Annotated in this window: 10 protein-coding genes; 5 read left to right on the top strand and 5 right to left on the bottom strand. The window is 73.7% G+C overall.

The window, feature by feature from the left end; genetic code table 11:
• Window positions 1–69: 69 nt before the first annotated feature.
• The gene (lhgO, locus tag ACFWZ5_RS37560; RefSeq protein ID WP_384805933.1) at window positions 70–1266 is read right to left on the bottom strand and encodes an L-2-hydroxyglutarate oxidase; all 1197 of its coding nucleotides are present in this window, start codon (window positions 1264–1266) and stop codon (window positions 70–72) included.
• A 111-nt stretch (window positions 1267–1377) separates the two neighbouring features.
• The gene (locus ACFWZ5_RS37565) at window positions 1378–2826 is read right to left on the bottom strand and encodes an MFS transporter (protein WP_384805931.1); all 1449 of its coding nucleotides are present in this window, start codon (window positions 2824–2826) and stop codon (window positions 1378–1380) included.
• 838 nt (window positions 2827–3664) lie between these two features.
• On the opposite strand from ACFWZ5_RS37565, the gene ACFWZ5_RS37570 reads away from it, so the two are divergent.
• Together ACFWZ5_RS37570 and ACFWZ5_RS37575 are read left to right on the top strand one after the other, a co-directional pair.
• The gene (locus tag ACFWZ5_RS37570) at window positions 3665–5776 is read left to right on the top strand and encodes an asparagine synthase-related protein (RefSeq protein ID WP_384891949.1); all 2112 of its coding nucleotides are present in this window, start codon (window positions 3665–3667) and stop codon (window positions 5774–5776) included.
• A gap of 949 nt (window positions 5777–6725) precedes the next feature.
• Window positions 6726–10067, top strand: coding sequence for an ATP-binding protein (locus ACFWZ5_RS37575; RefSeq protein WP_384802400.1), 3342 nt, complete (start codon window positions 6726–6728; stop codon window positions 10065–10067).
• A 77-nt stretch (window positions 10068–10144) separates the two neighbouring features.
• Here ACFWZ5_RS37575 and ACFWZ5_RS37580 read toward each other — a convergent pair whose 3' ends face one another.
• Both ACFWZ5_RS37580 and ACFWZ5_RS37585 read right to left on the bottom strand, forming a co-directional pair.
• Entirely contained in the window at window positions 10145–12193 is a 2049-nt protein-coding gene (locus ACFWZ5_RS37580; protein WP_384802403.1) for a sigma-70 family RNA polymerase sigma factor, read from the bottom strand.
• A 232-nt stretch (window positions 12194–12425) separates the two neighbouring features.
• Window positions 12426–13208 carry a TetR/AcrR family transcriptional regulator gene (locus tag ACFWZ5_RS37585; protein WP_384802406.1) on the bottom strand — a complete coding sequence of 261 codons (783 nt, stop codon included), beginning with the start codon at window positions 13206–13208 and terminating at the stop codon, window positions 12426–12428.
• A 384-nt stretch (window positions 13209–13592) separates the two neighbouring features.
• On the opposite strand from ACFWZ5_RS37585, the gene ACFWZ5_RS37590 reads away from it, so the two are divergent.
• Both ACFWZ5_RS37590 and ACFWZ5_RS37595 read left to right on the top strand, forming a co-directional pair.
• On the top strand, window positions 13593–14948 hold the full coding sequence (locus ACFWZ5_RS37590; protein WP_384802409.1) for an NAD(P)/FAD-dependent oxidoreductase: 1356 nt from the start codon (window positions 13593–13595) through the stop codon (window positions 14946–14948).
• 240 nt (window positions 14949–15188) lie between these two features.
• The gene (locus tag ACFWZ5_RS37595; protein WP_384802412.1) at window positions 15189–16874 is read left to right on the top strand and encodes a SpoIIE family protein phosphatase; all 1686 of its coding nucleotides are present in this window, start codon (window positions 15189–15191) and stop codon (window positions 16872–16874) included.
• A 72-nt stretch (window positions 16875–16946) separates the two neighbouring features.
• On the opposite strand, the gene ACFWZ5_RS37600 is transcribed toward ACFWZ5_RS37595, so the two are convergent.
• Entirely contained in the window at window positions 16947–18215 is a 1269-nt protein-coding gene (locus ACFWZ5_RS37600) for an MFS transporter (protein WP_384802418.1), read from the bottom strand.
• A gap of 115 nt (window positions 18216–18330) precedes the next feature.
• On the opposite strand from ACFWZ5_RS37600, the gene ACFWZ5_RS37605 reads away from it, so the two are divergent.
• Complete coding sequence (locus tag ACFWZ5_RS37605; RefSeq protein WP_384802415.1) at window positions 18331–18879, top strand: MarR family winged helix-turn-helix transcriptional regulator; 549 nt, start codon at window positions 18331–18333, stop codon at window positions 18877–18879.
• Window positions 18880–19184 lie beyond the last annotated feature (305 nt).

Below are 19184 nucleotides of genomic sequence, written 5' to 3' on the forward strand. Positions count from 1 at the left end.
CCCCCGCGGCGGAGCCGCAAATCGACACAGCCGGGAAGGGGCGGGTCTGGGGCGCACCGCGAGGAACGGCTACAGCACCCGCAGCACCCGCCGCGCCACCTCCCGCCCGATCGGCAGGGAGGCCGTCGCCGCGGGCGAAGGCGCGTTCAGCACGTGCACGGCCCGCGCCCCCTCCCGGATGAGGAAGTCATCGACGAGCGTGCCGTCCCGCAGGACGGCCTGGGCCCGCACCCCCGCCTCCGCAGGCACCAGATCCTCGGCCCGCACCCCGGGCAGCAGCCTCCGCACGGCCTCCGTGAACGCCTCCTTGGACAGCGACCGCCGCAGCTCCCCGGCCCCGTACCGCCAGTGCTGCCGGGCTATGTGCCAGGCCCCCGGCCAGGCAAGCGTGCGGGCGAGCTCCCGGGGCCGCACCACCGACCAGCCGTACCCCTCGCGGGCGAGCGCGGGCACCGCGTTCGGCCCGACGTGGACGCCGCCGTCGACGCCGCGCGTGAGGTGGACGCCGAGGAAGGGGAAGGCCGGGTCCGGCACCGGATAGACGAGGCCGCGGACGAGCTCGGGCCGCGCGAGGGTGAAGTACTCCCCGCGGAAGGGCACGATCCGCATGGCGGGGTCGTCGCCGGTGAGGCGGGCGAGCTCGTCGCAGTAGAGCCCGGCGCAGTTCACCAGGACCTTGCCGCGGACGACGTCCCCGCGGGCCGTGCGGACGGCGACGCCGCGGTCGGGGCGCCGGTCGACGCGGACCACCTCCGCGTCGTACCGCACCTCGACTCCGGAGGTGCGGGCGAGCTGCTCGGCGACCGCGCCGTAGTCGCAGATGCCGGTGGTGCCGACGTGGATGGCGGCGAGGCCGCGCACGTCCGGCTCGTACGCGGCGATCTGGGCGGGGCCGAGCTCGCGCACCGGGATGCCGTTCTCCCGGCCGCGCTGGACGAGGGCGTGCAGGCGGGGCAGCTCGGCGCGCTCGGTGGCGACGATGAGCTTGCCGGTGACCTCGTGCGCGATGCCGTACTCCGCGCAGAACTTGACCATCTCGGCGGCGCCGCGCACGGCGAAGCGCGCCTTCAGGGAGCCGGGGCGGTAGTAGATCCCGCTGTGGATCACGCCGCTGTTCCTGCCGGTCTGGTGGCGGGCGGGGCCCGGCTCCTTCTCCAGGACGGTGACCCGGGTCCCGGGAGCGGCCCGGGTGAGGGCATACGCGGCCGACAACCCGACGATCCCGCCCCCGACGACGAGCACGTCACAGTCGTACGACACAGCCATCACCCTTCACCTCCCACCCCCGATACTGCCCTGCACCACTGACAACGCCGCCAAACCTGTGGATGGGCGCGGAAGAACCGCCGACGAACCACAGGCGAACGCCGGCCCGGCCTAGGCGGGCGCGACGAGCAGCGGCCGGGCCCGCTCCCGCAGCTCCACGACCCGTGGCTCGTCGCCGTACGGCTCCAGGCGGTGCAGCAGGTCCTTCACGTACTCCGTGGTGCGCGCGGAGGAGATGCGTCCGGCGACCTCGACGGCTCGTGTGCCCTGGGCGCAGGCCGCGTCCAGGTTGCCGGACTCCAGCTCGGCGACGGCGGAGACGACGAGGCGTAAGCCGTGGGAGCGGACGAACTCCTCGGTGGGCCGGGAGAGGGCCTGCTCGGTGAAGCGGCGGACCTGGCGGGGCGCCTTCAGGTCGCGGTAGCACTCGGCGGCGTCGGCGGCGAACCGGTCGTAGCCGTAGAAGCCGAGCCAGGAGGGGTCGTGGTCCCCGTCGCGGGCCCGCTCGAGCCAGCCTTCGGCGGCCCGCAGCGCCGCGCCCGCGGCCGGGGCGTCGTTGGCACGCGCGTGTGCGCGGGCCTCGACGAGCCGGAAGAAGCTCATGGTGCGCGCGGTGGCGAGGCCGCGGTTGCGCTCCAGGGCTGCCTGCGCGAGGTCGACGCCCTCGTCCCCGAAGCCGCGGTACGTCGCCTGGAGGGACATGGAAGCCAGGACGTATCCCCCCAGGGGCACGTCGGCTGCCGCGCGGGCGAGCCGCAGGGCCTGGATGTAGTACCGCTGCGCGGCCTCCTGCTGTCCCGTGTCGAAGGCCATCCAGCCGGCGAGCCGGGTCAGTTCGGCGGTCGCTCCGAAGAGCGCGCGGCCCACCTCGTCGGAGTACGAGCCGAGGAGCAGCGGCGCGGCCTCGACCCGCAGGCACTCGGGGACCATCGACGAACGCCAGTCGCCGCCGCCGTACTTGGAGTCCCAGCGCCGCGCGTCCTCGGCGGCCTCCCGCAGTTTCAGTACGTCGCTGTGGCCGACCTTCATCGGGGCGGCGCCGTCGTCCGCCTTGGCCACGTCCCGCGGCCCGGAGTGGGTGGCGTCGCGCGCGACGGAGCTGTCGGCCGGGGTTATGAGCCAGCGGGACGCGGGCGTCGCGTACGCGCTGACGGCGAAGGAGCCCGCGAGGGACTGCCAGATGCCGCCGCCGCCCGCGCGGCGGCCCGCCAGGTCGAGGCGGTACAGCTCGGTGGCCGACTTCACGGCCGCGCCCACGTCGCGCGGGAAGGCGAGGCCCACTTCGGGCGCCGGGTCCGCGTCGGCGAGGCCGATCTCGTGCAGCGGCACGGGGCGGCCGAGCTTCTGCCCGATGGCGGCGGCGATGAGGTGCGGGGCGGCGCCCTGCGGCACCATGCCCTTGGACACCCATCGGGCCACCGACGTCTTGTCGTAGCGTAGGGTCAACCCGCGTTGCGCACCGAGGTCGTTGACCCGGCGGGCCAGGCCCGCGTTGCTGATTCCCGCGAGGGCGAGAACGGTGCCGAGCTTTTCGTTCGGCCCGCGTTGCTCCCTGGACATACGCCCACCCCTCGACACAGACGGCTGCCGGGCAGTGGTTTCGACCGCACGGCATTCCTGCCGTGTTCCCCCCGGGGGCGTTGTCGTGGGGTCTCGGGCCGTGGGCGGGTCGCGCCGTGGCCCGGATCACCGGCCGCAAGAGCGCGTGGCCGAGCCCCCAGGTATATGCCTCCGCGAAAACATCAGCACACCCAGCGTAGTTCGGTGAATCCCAAGCGTTAAGAGGCACAGTTCCGGATGGCGAGATTGTTGTCCGTACGGAGGTGCGGCGAGCTCGGAGCGTGCTCCCGTTGTGTGGCCGTGCGCCCGTGCGTGCGCTCTTCTCCGGCCAACTGACGGGCGTTTCCATGGGTGATGCGTGGGTCGGCCCGCTGCGCTGGAGTCAGCGGGCTGGGGGACACCGCCGCCTCCATCCCCGCGGGCGGCGGACCGGTCCGGGAGGCGAACTGCCGCCTCCCGGGCTGTGCGTGGGTGTCGCGGCGCGGTGGGGCGTGTTCGGCCATGGCCATTTTGGCCGAAAATCGATGCCGCTGTACGCCCCTTGCGCACCCCTGAAGCGGCGCCGTTCGCGCGGACCTGGTAGGGCGCCGCCCATGGTTTCTCCGTCAACGGCCTGTCGATGGCTGCCGCATGGCTGCTCCATGGCGGCGGCGTCCCCTGGAGATGGCCAGGCGCCAACTGTCGGCACTCAACGGCGCATTCGACGGCGCGGGCGCCCTCGACACCCCTCCCGCACGCCTCCTTCGTGGCAGCATGGGTCCCCAGTCCCTCGGTTATATGGGTGCACTGGCCCTCGGATACGGGGTGCACTGGTTGTCCACAGCCTGTGGAGGCGGCGATGCGGTGGTTGGTGGGGTGGAGCAGTACCACCACGAGGCCCTCAGCCGCCGTCGGCACGGCCGGGGCCACCGGTGACGACGGTGAAACGGTCCACCCCGTAGGGTCCCAACTCCTGTGGGGCGACCCGGATCCACTGTGGGCGGTCGGCGACTGGCGCGCCGACGAGGTGCGCACCGTCAAGGCCGACGAGCAGACCCGCATCGCCGTGCTCGGCACCTGCGGCGCCACCGACGAGGAGCTCAGAGTCAGCCTGTTCGCCGCCCGCGGCGGCGCGCTGCGGCACCTCACGGCGTGGCCCGGCAGCTACACGGCGGTCGTCCAGGTCGGCCGCCGCGTCATGATCGCCGGTGATCTCGCGGGCGCCCGGCCCGTGTTCTACACCCCCTGGGCGGGCGGCACGGCGTTCGCCACGGCCGCCCTGCCGCTCGCCGACCTCATCGAGGCCCACCTGGACATCGGCCACCTCGCGGCGCTCCTCGCCGCCCCCGACGTACCGGAGGCCCTGCACGACTCGACGCCCTACCAGGGTGTGCGTCGCGTGCCCCCGGGGCACGCGCTCGTCCTCCGCGCGGGAGCACGGGAGATCGCCGGGTACGAACCCGTCGCCTCCCTCGCCGTCGCGGCGCCCGCGGCCGACGAGGCCGGCGCGGTGGACGGCGTCCGCGACGCCCTCGTAGAGGCCGTACGCGCCCGCCTGCGGGCCCCGCGGCACGTGCCCGGCACGGACATCGACCCCGGCCCCGTCCCCGGCATGGGGCCCGCCGAGCGGCGCGCCGCCCGCGGCATGCCGGTCCCCGGGATCGGCGCCGACCTCTCCGGAGGGCCCGCGTCCGGCACGCTCGCCCTCCTCGCGGCCGGCCTGCCCGGCATGCCCGGCACGGTCCTCGGCCACGGCACCGGCGCCGGTGAGCGCCTGGTCGCCGTCACCTTCAACGACCTCGCCACCGGAGGCAGGGAGGCCGAGATCGAGCGCGCGGGCGCTATCGCCGCCAACCCGCGCCTGCACCACGTCGTCGTCGCCGGAGGCGAGGAAGTCCTGCCGTACGCCGATCTGGACGTGCCCCTCACCGACGAGCCGAGCGGTGTGCTCGTCGCCGCCCAGCGCCACCGGGCCCGGCTCGCCGCGGGCAGCGCCGACCACTTCACCGGCTACGGCGCACGGCAGGTGCTCGACGCCCATCCGGCGCGCCTCGCCGACCTCCTGATGGATCGCAAACGGCGTCACCTGGTGCGGCCGGTGACCGCACTCGCGAAGGCCGAGGGGTCCGTCATGGTCCCCGCGCGCGTGTACGGCGCCGCCCGGCGCCTCGCCCGCACCGCCCACCGCGCGGGCGTCGAGACGCTCGCCGACCGGCTCCTGCACCGCCACTTCGAAGAGCCCGGCGGCGCGGTCGGGGCCTCCCTGGCCGCGCTCGCCTGGGCCAGACCGGGGCCTGCCGCGCGCTGGCTGACCGGTGAGGCCCTCGCAGAAGTATCGGTTCGCCTTCAGGAGACGACGACCCGGCCGGGGCCCGGACCCGGGCAGCGGCCCGGCGAGTTCCGCGCCCGTGCGGCACTCTTCCGGCACGCCGCGGACCTGCGCGTCCTGGAGCAGGCCGCCGAGGTCCGCTTCCAGCGCCTGCACGCGCCGTTCCTCGACAACCAGGTCGTCCGCGCGTGCCGGGCCCTGCCCGAGGCCCTGCGGGTACGTCCCGGGGCCCGCGCGGACATCCTCCGCACCGTCCTCGAAGGCGCCGGCGTCACCGAACTCCCGCCCGGCTGGGGCGCCCCCTCCCACGCCTCGTCCGCGGCCGCCGCGCGCACCGGGCTCCGCGTGGCGGTGGACGGCCTCGTCGGGCTCTTCGACACGCCCCTGCTCGCCCAGGCGGGCCTCGTCGAGGCGCGCGTCGTCCGCAAGGCGCTGCGCGCGGCGGCCGACGGTGCGCAGGTTCCCCTCGACGGGCTCGCCGACCTCGTCTCCGTGGAGCTGTGGCTACGGCGGCTGCTGGCGCGGCGCGGAACGTGCTGGACGGGGACGCCGGCTCGGCAGCGGGCCGTGCCTACGGGGTCGGTGGTGCCGCAGCGGGGGGTGTTGGGGGAGGGGAGAGCCACGCAGTCGCTCCCGCGCTAGCCGTTCCGAGGGTTCCTCTCCCACCCGCCCGTTTCTGCCCCCGTGCGGGGTGGGCGCTCCCGGTGGGGGCCTGTTCGCCGACGGCGCCCGTCGCTACTGCGGTGCCTTTCCCACCCGCCCGCCCGTTTCCACCCCTGCGTGGGGTGGGTGCCTCTGGTGGGGGCTGCTCGGTATCGGCGGCTGCGGCTCTCCGTCGCTGCCGCGGTGTCTTTGCCGCCTGCCTGCCTGTTTCTGGTTCTGCGTGGGGTGGGTGCCTCTGGTGGGGGCTGCTCGGTATCGGCGGCTGCGGCTCTCCGTCGCTACTGCGGTGTCTTTGCCGCCTGCCTGCCTGTTTCTGGCTCTGCGTGGGGTGGGCGCCTCTAGTCGGAGCTGCTCGGCGTCCGCGGCTGCGGGTTTTCGCCGCTGTTGCGGCGGGTGCCGTTCCTGCCCGCCTGTTCGTTTCTGCCATGCCGCAGGGTGGACGATCCCAGCGGGACTGACCCGCCATCGGCGGCTGCGGGTTCTCGCCGTCGTCGCGGCGGATGCCTTCCCACCCACCCGCCCGCCCGTCCGTTTCTGCCTCCCACACGGTGGGGTGGTCCGCTGTCGGCGGCTGCGGGCGCCGCCGCTCCCGCCGCGAACCCCCTTCCCGTCCGCCGGGGAACGCCCCCGCGGGGACCGGTCGTCATCGGCGGCCCCCCTCATCCCCGACCCCCCCAATTCCCATCTCCCCGCCACCACCCAGCCCACCTCCGGCGCCCCGCCCACCACCGTTCTTGCCATCCATCCCACCGCCTCATCACGCTCATCCCACCCCCGCCCGCCCCCTCTCACCCGCCCGCCCATGGACAGTCACCCATGGGTGGGCGGGCGGGAGATGCCGCCGCGGTAGTGGCGGGACGTGCGGGCAGGGGCGGGCCGGGGAGAAAACGGTCCGGCGGGTGGGGTGGTGACGAGCCAGAATGAGGCCGTGCGGTATCGAATTCTGGGCGCCACGGAGGCGTACGACGACGAGGGGACCCCACTCCCGGTGGGAGGCCCCCGCTTGCGCGCGCTCCTCGCGGCCCTGGCCCTGGAAGCCGACCGCACGGTCCCCGTGGACACCCTCATCGACGACATCTGGGCAGGCGCCCCGCCAGCAGACGCCCCGGCAGCCCTCCAGGCCCTCGTCGGCCGCCTCCGCCGCGCCCTCGGCCGGGACGCCATCGCGTCGGACCCGGGCGGCTACCGCCTCACCACCGACCCCGACACCGTGGACCTGCACCGCTTCGAACGCCTGGCCCGCGAGGGCGCCGCCGCCCTCGACCGCGGCGACCCCGCGTCGGCCGCCCGCACCCTGCGCGAGGCCCTGGCCCTGTGGCGCGGCCCGGCCCTCGCGGACCTGCCGGACCGAAGCGCGGCGACCCGCCCCGAGGCGCGGCGCGACGAGGCCGCCCGCGCGCGGGTCGAGGCCGAGCTGCTCCTTGGGCACGCCGCGGACGTCGTACCGGAGTTGAAGGAGCTGACGACGGCCCAGCCGTACGACGAGGCGCTGCACGCCCTGCTCATCCGCGCGTTGCGGGACGCGGGCCGCGGCGCGGACGCCCTCGCGGCGTACGAGGAGGCGCGCCGCACCCTCGCCGAGGGGCTCGGCGCCGACCCGGGCCCGGAACTGCGCGCGCTGCACGCGGAGTTGCTCGCCTCGCCGGGGCCCGACGCCCACCCGCGTGAACCGGACCGGCCGGACGCCGTCCGACACCCCCACAGGGAGCGGAAGGGGAACCTCCGGCCCCGTCTGACGTCTTTCGTCGGGCGGGAACCCGAGCTCGCCGCCATTCGTTCCACCATGCGACGAGCCCGCCTGGTCACACTCACCGGACCGGGCGGCTCCGGCAAGACCCGCCTCGCCGAGGAAGCCGCCGCCGGGCATCCGAGCGCGTGGCTGGCCGAGCTCGCCCCGCTCGACCGGCCGGAGGCGGTGCCCGGTGCCGTCGTCAGCGCCCTCGGCCTGCGCGAGACCGTGCTGATGACCAGCGAGCTGACGGCACCACAGGAGGACCCGGTCGCCCTCCTGGTCGAGTACTGCGCCCCGCGCAGCCTGCTGCTGATCCTTGACAACTGCGAGCATGTCATCGGCGCCGCCGCCGACCTCGCCGAGACCCTCCTCACCCACTGCCCGGGTCTCACCATCGTCGCGACCAGCCGCGAACCGCTGGGCGTGCCGGGCGAGTCCGTGCGCCCGGTCGAGCCGCTGCCGCCCGACCCGGCGCACCGCCTGTTCGCCGAGCGGGCCGCGGCCGTGCGCCCCGGCTTCGACGCGGAGCAGGACGCCGCGGCCGTCGACGAGATCTGCCGCCGCCTCGACGGCCTGCCGCTGGCCATCGAGCTGGCCGCCGCCCGCCTGCGGCTGCTCACGCCCCGGCAGATCGCCGACCGCCTGGACGACCGCTTCCGCCTGCTGACCAGCGGTGCGCGCACGGTCCTGCCCCGCCAGCAGACCCTGCGGGCCGTCGTCGACTGGTCCTGGGACCTGCTCGACGACGCCGAGCGCACCGTCCTGCGCGAGGTGTCCGTCTTCGCGGGCGGCTGGGACCTGGAGGCCGCCGAGGCCGTCTGCACCGGCCCGGCCGCCGACCTCGTCGGCGCCCTCGTGGACAAGTCCCTCGTCGTCGCCACGCCCTGTTCCCGCCCCGAGGACGGCGGCATGCGGTACCGCATGCTGGAGACCATCCACGAGTACGCGTCCGAGCGCGCCGCCGAGGTCCCCGGCCTGCGCGCGGACGCCGAGCACCGCCACGGCGCGTATCTGCGCGCGCTCGTGGAGCGCGCCGAGCCGCTGCTGCGCTCCCGGGAGCAGCTGCCGTGGATCCGCCGCCTGGAGACCGAGCTCGACAACATCCGCGCGGCCCTGCAGCGCGCCCTGGAGGCCCGCGACGAGGAGCGGGCCGTCGCGCTCGCCCTCGGCATGGGCTGGTTCTGGTGGCTGCGTAACTTCCGCAAGGAGGGCTCGGACTGGGTCACCCGAGTCCTCGCCCTGCCCCTGCCCCTGCCACCGGACACGGACCTGGACACGGACACGGACCCGGGCATGCCCCCGCACCCGGCCCCCGACAGCCGTCCCGACTCGGACCCGGCGGGGTCGCCGCTCGCCGCGGGGGCCCTGAGCCTGGACGCCGTGCTCGCGGACGAGGACGACCCGCTGTTCTGGCCACGGATGTCCCTGCGGATGCTGCACCTGTTCCTGACGGTGGAGGCCCGGCCGTCGGACGTTCTCGGCGACGGCCGCGACCGGGACTACATCACCCGGGTGCGGGACGCCTTCGCGCGGCCCGTGCCCGCGAGCGGCCGCTTCCCGGGCCTCGTATGGCCGTTCACGCTGTACTTCATCGACGAGGGCGTCCGCGTGCTGCCGTACCTGGACCAGGCGGTCGCCAACTGCCGCCGCTTCGGCGGCGACTGGGAGGTGGCGATCACGCTGATGTTCCGCGCGCACACGGCCATCGACCAGCCCGGCAACCTCGCCGGTGTCGACGACGACCTGGCCGAGCTGCGTGAGCTGAGCGGACGCGTGGGCGACCGCTGGCTGCGCGCGCAGGTGTGCAGCGCGTCGGGCGAGGCCGCGATGGTGCGCTGCAGCCACCGGGAGGCACGGGCCCAGTACGAGGAGGCGCTGCGGCTCGCGTACGAGGTGGGGGCGTACGCGGAGACGCCGTTCCTGCTCGCCCGGCTCGCCGAGATCGCCTACCGCGAGGGCGACCGTGATCTTGCCGTGAAGGGCTTGGACGAGGCGAGCGTCGAGTCCGAGCGGTACGGCGTGACGGACTCCCGTGCGTTCGTCCGGCTGATGCGTGCCGAGATCGCGCTCGGCGACGGCGACGCGGTGCAGGCCCGGGTCGAGTGCGACGCCGCCCGCGCCGAGGCGCGGCGCGGCACGATGCCGCCGCAGTTCGACGCGGCCGTCGGGGGTGTGGAGGCGCGGATCGTCGCCGTCGAGTCCGGCCCGGAGGCGGGGCTCGCGATCCTCGCCGACGTGCTGCGGCTCGCGCTGCGCACCCACTGTTCGGAGGCCGTCACGGCGTCCCTGGTGGACGCCGCCGCCCTCCTCCACCTCCGCCTCGGCGACCACGCCCGCGCCACCCGTCTGCTGGCCGCGGCCACGGCGTGGCGCGGCGGCCACGAGCGCCCCCTGCCGGACCGCACCACCGCCGAACACATCCAACGCGAAGCCGCGGCAGCCCTCGGCGACCGGACCTACACCCAGGAACACACCAAGGGCACGACCCTGACAACCCCCCAAGTCCTGGCAGAACTCACACCCTCCACCCGTCCCTAGCGACGGGAAGTCCGCAGCCGCCGACGGCGAACAACCCCCACGAGGGGCGCCTCGCCCACCCCATGCACCGCCGACGGCTACGCGCAGCGGAATCGCGACCGGGCCCAGTCCGCCAGCATCCCCCCGTCAAACGGCGTATGCGGCTCGACGACGAGGCGAATCGTCTTGCGCCCGGTCAGCCCGACCCGCACGGGCACGGCCCGCTGCCCCCCCTTCACGAACGGCGAACGCCACAACCGCACCCCGTCCCCGTACACGGAGAACCGCACCTTGCCAAGACCGAGCGTCATGTCGTCGACGCCGACGAGCGCCTCGTACGAGGAGCACTTGCGGTTGAGGTCGATGGTGACGGAGGACTTGCCGTGGACGGTCACCCCGTGGGTGTGCCGCTCGTCCCCGATGGACAGGCCCCAGCGCTGCCACACCCAGCTGCTCTCGCCGAGGCGCATTTCGGGCTTGGTGCCGTCGCCGGTGAGGCCGTACTCCAGCTCGTTCAGCTGGAAGTCCCTCGGCGCGGGCGGTGGCGGTGGCGTGGGCCGCGGCGGCGTGGGGCGCGGAGGGGCGGGCGGCTTCGGCTTCGGCGGCGCGGGCGGCTTCGGCTTGGGCGCCGGCTTCGGCGGCTTGGGCTTGGGCTTGGGAGCCGGCGGCTTGGGCGCGGGCTTCGGCGGCGGCTTCGGCTTGGCCGCGGGCGGCCGTGGCGCCGGGGCGGGCGGCTTGGGCTCGGGCGCGGGCTTCGACGGCTTCGGCACGCGCGGTTCGACGGGCGCGAGGGAGGGGGTTTCGTGCCTGGTCGGGGCGGCCTTCGGCGGCTCCTTGTCGTCGCCGCCGGCGAGCGCGAGGGCCAGACCGACCCCGGCCGCGACGACGACGCCCGCCGCGATACCGATCTTCGCCGGCGCGCCGAGACCCTCGGACGCTGCGGCGCCCCCGGCTCCGGCGCTCCCGGCCGACCCGCCGCCCGCCGCCGCGCCCGCGGCCCCCGCCGCACCGGCGCCCGCGACACCGCCGCCGACGATGGCGGCCACCTTGGCGTACCCGGCGGCACCGAACCAGCCGATGACGGCGATCGGTACGACGGCGGGGATGCCGCTGGCGACTTCCTTGATCTGGCCCGCGGCGAGGCGGCACTTGGCGCACTCCTCCAGGTGCTTGCGCAGGCCGCGCTCGGCGCGGGTGCGCAGGCCGCCGCGGGCGTAGGCGCCGAGCCGGTCGGCGTAGCGCGCGCACTCCTCGCTCTCGGTGAGCGTGGCGCTGACATGGGCCTGGAGGTACGCCTGCTTGAGGCCTTCACGCGCCCGGCTGGCGAGCACGCGCGTGCCGTTGGCGTCGAGGCCGAAGAGCGTGGCGACGTCGCTCGGCGACTCGTCCTCGACCTCCGTGTGCCACAGGACGGCCTGCCAGCGCTCGGGCAGGCTGCGGAAGGCCTGCATGGCCAGCGACTGCTCGGCCTCGTGCATGGCGCGGACGTCGGCGCCCAGGTCCAACGTGTCATCGCCGGTCACGTCGGCACCGCGGGCGGCCTGCGTGGCGAACACCGCGAAGTCGTCGACCAGTTGCTCGCGCCTGGCCGACTTGGTCCAGCCCGCGGCGACGCGCCGCACCGTGGTCAGCAGATAGGCGCGCACCGCGTGCTCGGGCCCGGCTCCGGACCGCACGGCGCCCAGCATCCGGGCGAACACCTCGGCCGTCAGGTCGTCCGCGGTGTGCGCGTCACGGCAGCAGGTGCGGGCGTAGCGCCGGACGGCCTCCGCGTGCCTGCGGTACAGCTCCTCGTACGCGGTGTCGTCGCCGGCCCGCATCCGCTCGATGAGGTCGGCGTCGGACGGCGGCAGCTCGCCGAGCAGGGCGCTGGACAGGCTGCTGTCGGCCGACGAGCCGCCTTCCCGCTGCGGCGGCACACTGGGGTCGGGCCCCGCCCCCGCGGGCGGCCCCGACTGCGCGGGCACACCAGAGGCACCCGTGGCACCGGACCCACCAGAAGCACCAGAGGCACCGGACCCACCGGATGCACCCGGGGCCCCGCCACCGCTTCCACCGGGCCCACCCTGGCTCGGCACCTGCCGGGAGGGCAGCCCGCCCGACTCACCATCGGTGGAGTTCGGCTCGTCCCGCCCGTCAACACTCATCGCGGAAAGCCTCCGCACGCACACTCTGACCCGGACACCGGGAAAGAGTGCCACACGGCCGCGGTCCGCCGAATAGTGCCGACAAGCAACCACCCATCTGGGGCGAGTTACCGGATCCGAGCACTACCGTTCACCCATTCGGGGAATGCTCAACTCCCCCGAAGAAAAAGGGAGTTGAGCATTCCGCGATCGTTGGCGGCTCGTTCGCCCTGAATGAGCCCCGAATGAGTGTTTACGCGGGCCGGGACCTGAGTCCCTCGAGGAGGATGTCGAGGAGACGGGACGAGGCCGCCGCCTGCTGCGCCGCGTCCGGCAGCGAAGGAGCCGCCGTGGCGATGACGAGCAGGACGTCCGACACGGTCACGTCGGCGCGCAGCTCGCCCGCCGCCCGCGCCCGCTCCACGAGCCGCCCGACGACGTCGAGCAGCGCCGCGGCACCCGCGTCGTCGCTCTCCTCCGCCGGTGCGGGCCGCTGCTCCACGAGCCGCAGCTCCGGTGCGGGCACCTGCCGCTGCTGCGGCACCCGCACCCCGTTCTCCACGGCCCCGACCCCGTCGGTGCCCTCGGCGCCCTCGGCGCCCTCGTCCACGCTCACGCGCAGCACCTGCGGCGGCAGCAGCCGCCCCGCGCCCGACGCCACGGACGTCCGCAGGAAGCGCGAGAGCGCCGACCACGGCTCGTCCTCCTGCCCGAGCGCCGCGCGCGCCTGGTCGGTCAGCCGGGAGGTCTCCTCCTCGGCTATGCGCCGCACCAGTACGTCCTTGCTCGGGAAGCGGCGGTAGACCGTGCCGACGCCGACGCGGGCCCGTCGGGCCACGTCCTCCATCGGCGCGCCGTACCCCAGCTCCCCGAACACCTCGCGCGCCGCGCGCAGGACATGCTCGAGATTCCGCTGCGCATCCACGCGCAGCGGTGTTGTCCGCCCTCCGTCCCCCGTGTCGCGTCCGGTTCCGGCGGCGGCGACGGCTGCTGCCGACGCGGTCGCGGAAGTCCAGTGAGAGTCCTGAATGTGCATATGTGTTCCCCCGGTAATGACGTCTCCCCCCGGAGACACTCCCCGCCATCTGAGACCGGCGTGTGAGGAGCGAGCCCGTTGCGCGAATCCGGCTAATCCGACAAACCAGACCCCTCGAGCGCATCCCCCGACACCCCGACGTCACACGAACATAGTTGAGCCTGAGTCAATTCAGAAGAGGCGGGTTCCGCACGGGCTGCCCCCCGATCGGAGTACGCACCGGTTCCGACCCGATTGCACCCGGTACGACCATCCCGTCACCCCCCTCTGACCTGCACACATTCCGCCCGGTCGGGGAAGTGGAGGTTCCGGTGCCGTGCGGGACTTCCTGTCATACAAATTGCTGAGCCTGTGGACAAACGCGAAGTGCGGGTGCGTCATGGGATGGTGACGGAACCTGTGCGCATTCTCGTTGTCGGCGGTGGCTACGTCGGGATGTACACCGCACTGCGCCTCCAGCGGAAACTCAAGCCGGAGCTGAGGCGCGGCGAGGTGGAGATCGTCGTGATCTCGCCCGATCCGTATATGACGTACCAGCCGTTCCTGCCCGAAGCGGCGGCCGGCTCGATCTCCCCGCGCCACGTCGTCGTGCCGCTGCGCCGCGTCCTCGACAAGTGCCGGGTGATCGTCGGCGAGGTCCGCTCGGTCGACCACGCCAAGCGCACCGCGTCCTTCACCACCCTCGCCACCGCCGAGGAGGGCACCGGCGCCCTCACGCTCGCCTACGACGAACTCGTCCTGGCCCCCGGCTCCGTCTCCCGCACCCTGCCGGTGCCCGGACTCGCCGACCACGGCATCGGCTTCAAGACCGTCGAGGAAGCCATCGGCCTGCGCAACCACGTCATTGAGCAGATGGACATCGCCTCGTCGACCCGCGACCCCGCCGTCCGCGACGCCGCCCTCACCTTCGTCTTCGTAGGAGGCGGCTACGCCGGTGTGGAGGCGCTCGGCGAGCTGGAGGACATGGCCCGCTACGCCGCGCGCTACTACCACAACGTCCAGGCCGACGACATGAAGTGGATCCTCGTCGAGGCCTCCGGCCGGATCCTGCCCGAGGTCGGCGAGGAGATGGGCAAGTACACGGTCCGCGAGCTGCGCCGCCGCAACATCGACGTACGCCTGGAGACCCGCCTCGACTCGTGCGAGGACCGCGTCGCCGTCCTGAGCGACGGCTCCCGCTTCCCCACGCGCACCGTCGTATGGACCGCGGGCGTCAAACCGCACCCCCTGCTCGCCGCCACCGACCTGCCGCTGAACGAACGCGGCCGCCTGAAGTGCACCGCCCACCTGAGCGTCGACGGCAGCACGCACGCGTGGGGAGCCGGAGACGCGGCCGCGGTCCCGGACGTCACCTCCGAAGAGGCCGGAAAAGAGTGCGCGCCCAACGCCCAGCACGCCGTGCGCCAGGCCAAGACCCTCGGCGACAACATCGCCGCGTCCCTGCGGAAACAGCCCCTCCAGGAGTACCGGCACAAGTACGTGGGCTCCGTGGCGTCCCTCGGCCTGCACAAGGGCGTCGCCCACGTCTACGGACGCAAGCTGAAGGGCTACCCTGCCTGGTTCATGCACCGCGTCTACCACCTCAGCAGGGTGCCGACCGTCAACCGCAAGTCCCGCGTGCTCGCCGAATGGATCCTCTCCGGCCTGTTCAAACGCGAAATCGTGTCCCTGGGGTCGCTCGAGCATCCGCGTGCGGAGTTCGAACTCGCGGCCGGGGGCAGGCGCCCGAAGGAGTCCTGATCCGCTCCCGCGGGAACTCCCCGAACAGGACCGGCGTCTGACGGATGTCAGTCCGGTCGGCCAGACTGGACGTGTGACCATGAGCGGGCACTCGAGAACAACAGCGAGAGCAACAGTCCGCTCCACGCCATGATGCTGTGTCTTCCCGGGAGGCGGCGCCGTACGCCGCTGAGTCACGGGCCGGACCCCCGGCCGCACACCCCCGCCCGATCCAGAAGCGACACCACGAGGCCTACCGCAGTGAACTTCACGCGCTGGAGCGCCCGGCTCCCCGGAACACAGCGCCGCGCAGCGGCACGCACCGAGACCGGCGGCTCCCCGGCACAGCGGGGCGAGGGCTCCGTCCCCGCGGCCCGCGCCGAGCAGCCGACGGAGGCACCCGCGGGCGTCGAAGGCGCCGGCGACGGCGTCGACGGACTGCCCGCCCGGGAGGTCCTCGACAGCATGCCGGCCCTCGTCGCGCTCGTGCACGGCCCCGAGCACCGGGTGGCGTACGTCAACGACGCGTACGCCACGGCGTTCGGCCCGCGCCCCGTCGGCGCCCCCGCGCGCGAGGCGCTGCCCGAGCTCGGGGAGGTCGGCCTGCTTCCGCTCCTCGACCAGGTCCTGCGCAGCTCCAAGCCGCGCACCGTCAAGTCCCGCAAGGCCCCGGGCGGCCGCTCGTACACGTTCACGTGCACGCCCGTCTCGCTGCCCCGGGGCGGCACTGCGGGGGCCTCTGACGCCGACGGCGTCGGCGGTGTCTGCGTGTTCGCCGCGGACGTCACCGACCACGCGGAGGCGGCCGAGCGCCTGCGCGCCAGCGAGCGCACCCAGCGCGAGACCGCGGTGACGCTGCAACGCTCCTTGCTGCCCCAGGAGTTGGAGCAGCCCGACGACCTGCGCATCGCGGCCACGTACCAGCCCGGCGGCACGGAGACCGCGGTCGGCGGCGACTGGTACGACGTGATCACGCTCGGCGGCGGCCGCACCGCCCTCGTCATCGGTGACGTCATGGGGCGCGGCGTCCGCGCGGCCGCCGTCATGGGCCAGCTCCGCACCGCCGTCCGCGCCTACGCCCGGCTCGACCTGCCGCCGCACGAGGTCCTCCAGCTCCTCGACGGCCTCGCGTCAGAGATCGACGCCAGCCAGATCGCCACCTGTGTGTACGCGGTCCACGATCCGAACGAGGGCAGCCTCACGTACGCGTCGGCGGGCCATCTGCCGATCCTGGTGCGCGACGAGAACGGCACGATCCACCGCGCCGCCGAGCCCACGGGCCCGCCGCTGGGCACCGGCGGCTGGCTGCACGCCTCGGGCTCCGTCCCGCTCGGCCCTGGCTCCACCGCCGTCCTCTATACGGACGGTCTGGTCGAGCGGCGCAGCGAGGACATCTACGAGGGCGTCGCCGCCCTGGAGCGGGCCCTCTCCGGAGCAACCGGCACTCCTCAGGTGGTGTGCGACCGCCTCATCCGCGCCCTGGGCGTCACGGCCGACCACGACGACGACGTGGCGGTCCTCGTCCTGCAGCAGCCGTCCCGCAGCGGCCCGGACGCGGAGCTGTTCCGCAACGCCGCCCTGGAGCTGCTCGGCGGCGTGGAGGCCGCCCCACGGGCGCGGGCCTTCGCCACCGGCGTCCTCGCCAGCTGGCGCTTCCCGCCCGAGCTGCACGACCTGGGCGTCCTCGCCGCCAGCGAGCTCGTCGCGAACTCCCTGCAGCACGGCACCCCACCGATGCGCCTGCGGCTCCGCCGCACCGACCGCCGACTGATCATCGAGGTCACCGACGGCGACGACCACCTGCCGCGGCGCCGCCGCGCCGAGCCCGCGGACGAGGCGGGCCGGGGCATCGCCATCGTCGCCACGATCGCGTCGAGCTGGGGCTCGCGGCGCACCCCCGGGGGCGGCAAGGCCGTGTGGTGCGAGTTCGCCCTCCCGCGCGCGTAGGTGCGAGGAACGGCGTAGAGCCGCCCTTCGCGCGGAAGGACGGCTCTACGTAGAGGCACAACAAGGGGCGCGTCAGGAGTGCGCGGTGACGGCCTCTTCCGGCGCGCCCTGGGCGACGACCCGGCTCTTCTGGAGGTACGGGTGGTTCTGCGCCGGGGTGAGGCGTTTTCCGAGCCGCAGCGCCAGCACCGTGATGCCGAGCGAGAAGAGCAGGAACGTCACGACGTACGGAGCGTGCAGCGTGGCGCCCATCGGGCCGCCCACGGCCGGGCCGACCGCGAGGGCCAGCTGCTTGACCAGCGCGAAGGCCGAGTTGTACCGCCCGACCATCGACTCCGGAGCCAGGTCGGCGACCAGCGGCGCGACGGTCGGCGCGAGCATCGTCTCGCCGATGCCGAACAGCGCGTACGTCGAGATGAACGCGGCCGTCGCCATGGCCTGGCTGCCGTGCCCGAGCCCCGCGTACCCCGCGGCGATCCAGGCCACGGCCCAGATGACGCCCACGGCCGCGATCACCTGCGAGCGCTTGCGGCGCTCGACGAACTTCAGGACGGCGAACTGGGCGACCACGATCGCGCCGGTGTTGGCCGCGAGGGCGATGCCGAGCGTCGACGGGGATATCCCGGCGGCCTCCACGCCGTACGCGGACAGGCCCGACTCGAACTGGCCGTAGCAGGCGAAGAACAGCACGAAGCCGAGCACGCACAGCTGCAGCATCACGCGGTTGCGGAAGACGTCCTTCATGCTGCCCCGGGCCTGCGGCGCCGCGTCCGCGATCCGCGGGGACCGCGGCATGCGGGCGCTCACCATGACCACGATGAGCATCAGGAAGATGGCGGTCTCGATGGCGAAGAGCAGCGTGAAGTCGCTCGGCCGCTCGTGCTTCACGATCTGGCCGCCGATCAGGCCGCCGATGCCGAGGCCCAGGTTCTGCAGGAAGAACTGCATGGCGAACGCGCGCGTGCGGGTGCTCGGCGTGGAGCACTCCACGATCATCGTCGCGAGCGCGGGCTGCATGACGGCCTGCCCCGCGCCGAGCGCGCCCGCCGAGAGCAGCACGAACGGGGCGCTGGCGGACAGACCGAGGCTCAGCGCGCCGACGGCGGCCGTGAGCAGCGCGGCGATGAGTACGGGCATCGGCCCGCGCCGGTCGATGGCCCGGCCCGAGAAGGGCAGTACGACAAGGGCGGCCACGGCGAAGGCGGCGAGCACGAGTCCCGCCGTCACAGCACCGAGATCCCGGACCTGCGCCACGTACACGTACAGGAAGGGGACGGTAAAGCCGAGGCCGAACGCGCTCAGCGCGTTGCCCACGTGGATCCGGCGCATCGCGGCGCCCATCGCCATGGTCACTTTCACCTACCTTAGGAGTGAAGACTTCGAAGCTAAAGTTAGGATCTAAACAATACACATCGAAGGACTTCGACGCCAACCACGGCCGTGCCATACTGCGCCCATGGGTGACACCCCCGGCCCCACAGAGCCGACACTCGAAGAACAGATCGCCGCCTACCAGCGGGAGTTCCAGGGCCTCGACCCCCAGGTCGAGAAGATCGTCTCGGCACTGGGCCGGCTCAACCGCCGCATGAACGTGGCCTACGGCCGCCAGACCGCGAACCTCGGCATCAGCAACGCCGAGTGGGAGGTCCTCAAGGCCCTCGTCCTCTCCGGCGCCCCCTACCGGATGGGCCCCGGCGAGCTGGCCAAGCGCCTCGGCCTCACGCCGGCCGCGATGACCCACCGGATCGACCGCATGGTGAGCGAGGGCCTCGTCACCAGGGAGCGCGACGAGTCCAACCGCGTACGAGTGATCGTCGAGCTCACCGCGGAGGGCCGCGAGAAGTGGCTGGAGGCCATGCGCCTCGCCACGGTCTTCGAGGAGGACCTCCTCCAGGACCTGACGTCCGCCGAGCGGGGCGTCCTGGGAGAGGTCCTGACGCGGCTGCTGCGCCGCGTGGAGCACGCCCAGCCCGACGCGGGCGGCCGCCTCAACGACCTCGACTGATGTTCACCGGGCCCGGGGTTGACAGCGCCCCGCCCGGTCCGTAAGGTTCTTCGAGTTGTCGCGGGGCCGTAACGGTTCTGCGACGGCATCTCTCGCCGCTGACGCGGCACCCAACCACCAGCACGATCTCCCAACGGGGTCGAATTCGGCGTGCCCGAATTCAATTCCTGGGACGCGATTATGAATCGCCGGGAGATTCCGCTAAAGTTTGGGACGTCGGAACGGCCCGCAAGGACCGCGAGGACAAACCCGGTTGACTGGGAGTCAGGCCCGAAAGGATCTGATAGAGTCAACACCGCCGGAAA

The sequence above is a fragment of the Streptomyces sp. NPDC059003 genome (assembly GCF_042740445.1).
Taxonomy (GTDB): domain Bacteria; phylum Actinomycetota; class Actinomycetes; order Streptomycetales; family Streptomycetaceae; genus Streptomyces.

Bases quoted from the DNA above. Each gene is read 5' to 3' on its own strand.
- ACFWZ5_RS37565 (WP_384805931.1), bottom strand. From the start codon at position 2,826: ATGTCCAGGGAGCAACGCGGGCCGAACGAAAAGCTCGGCACCGTTCTC.
- lhgO (WP_384805933.1), bottom strand. From the start codon at position 1,266: ATGGCTGTGTCGTACGACTGTGACGTGCTCGTCGTCGGGGGCGGGATC.
- ACFWZ5_RS37605 (WP_384802415.1), top strand. From the start codon at position 18,331: ATGGGTGACACCCCCGGCCCCACAGAGCCGACACTCGAAGAACAGATC.
- ACFWZ5_RS37570 (WP_384891949.1), top strand. From the start codon at position 3,665: ATGCGGTGGTTGGTGGGGTGGAGCAGTACCACCACGAGGCCCTCAGCC.
- ACFWZ5_RS37580 (WP_384802403.1), bottom strand. From the start codon at position 12,193: ATGAGTGTTGACGGGCGGGACGAGCCGAACTCCACCGATGGTGAGTCG.
- ACFWZ5_RS37600 (WP_384802418.1), bottom strand. From the start codon at position 18,215: ATGGGCGCCGCGATGCGCCGGATCCACGTGGGCAACGCGCTGAGCGCG.
- ACFWZ5_RS37590 (WP_384802409.1), top strand. From the start codon at position 13,593: ATGGTGACGGAACCTGTGCGCATTCTCGTTGTCGGCGGTGGCTACGTC.
- ACFWZ5_RS37585 (WP_384802406.1), bottom strand. From the start codon at position 13,208: ATGCACATTCAGGACTCTCACTGGACTTCCGCGACCGCGTCGGCAGCA.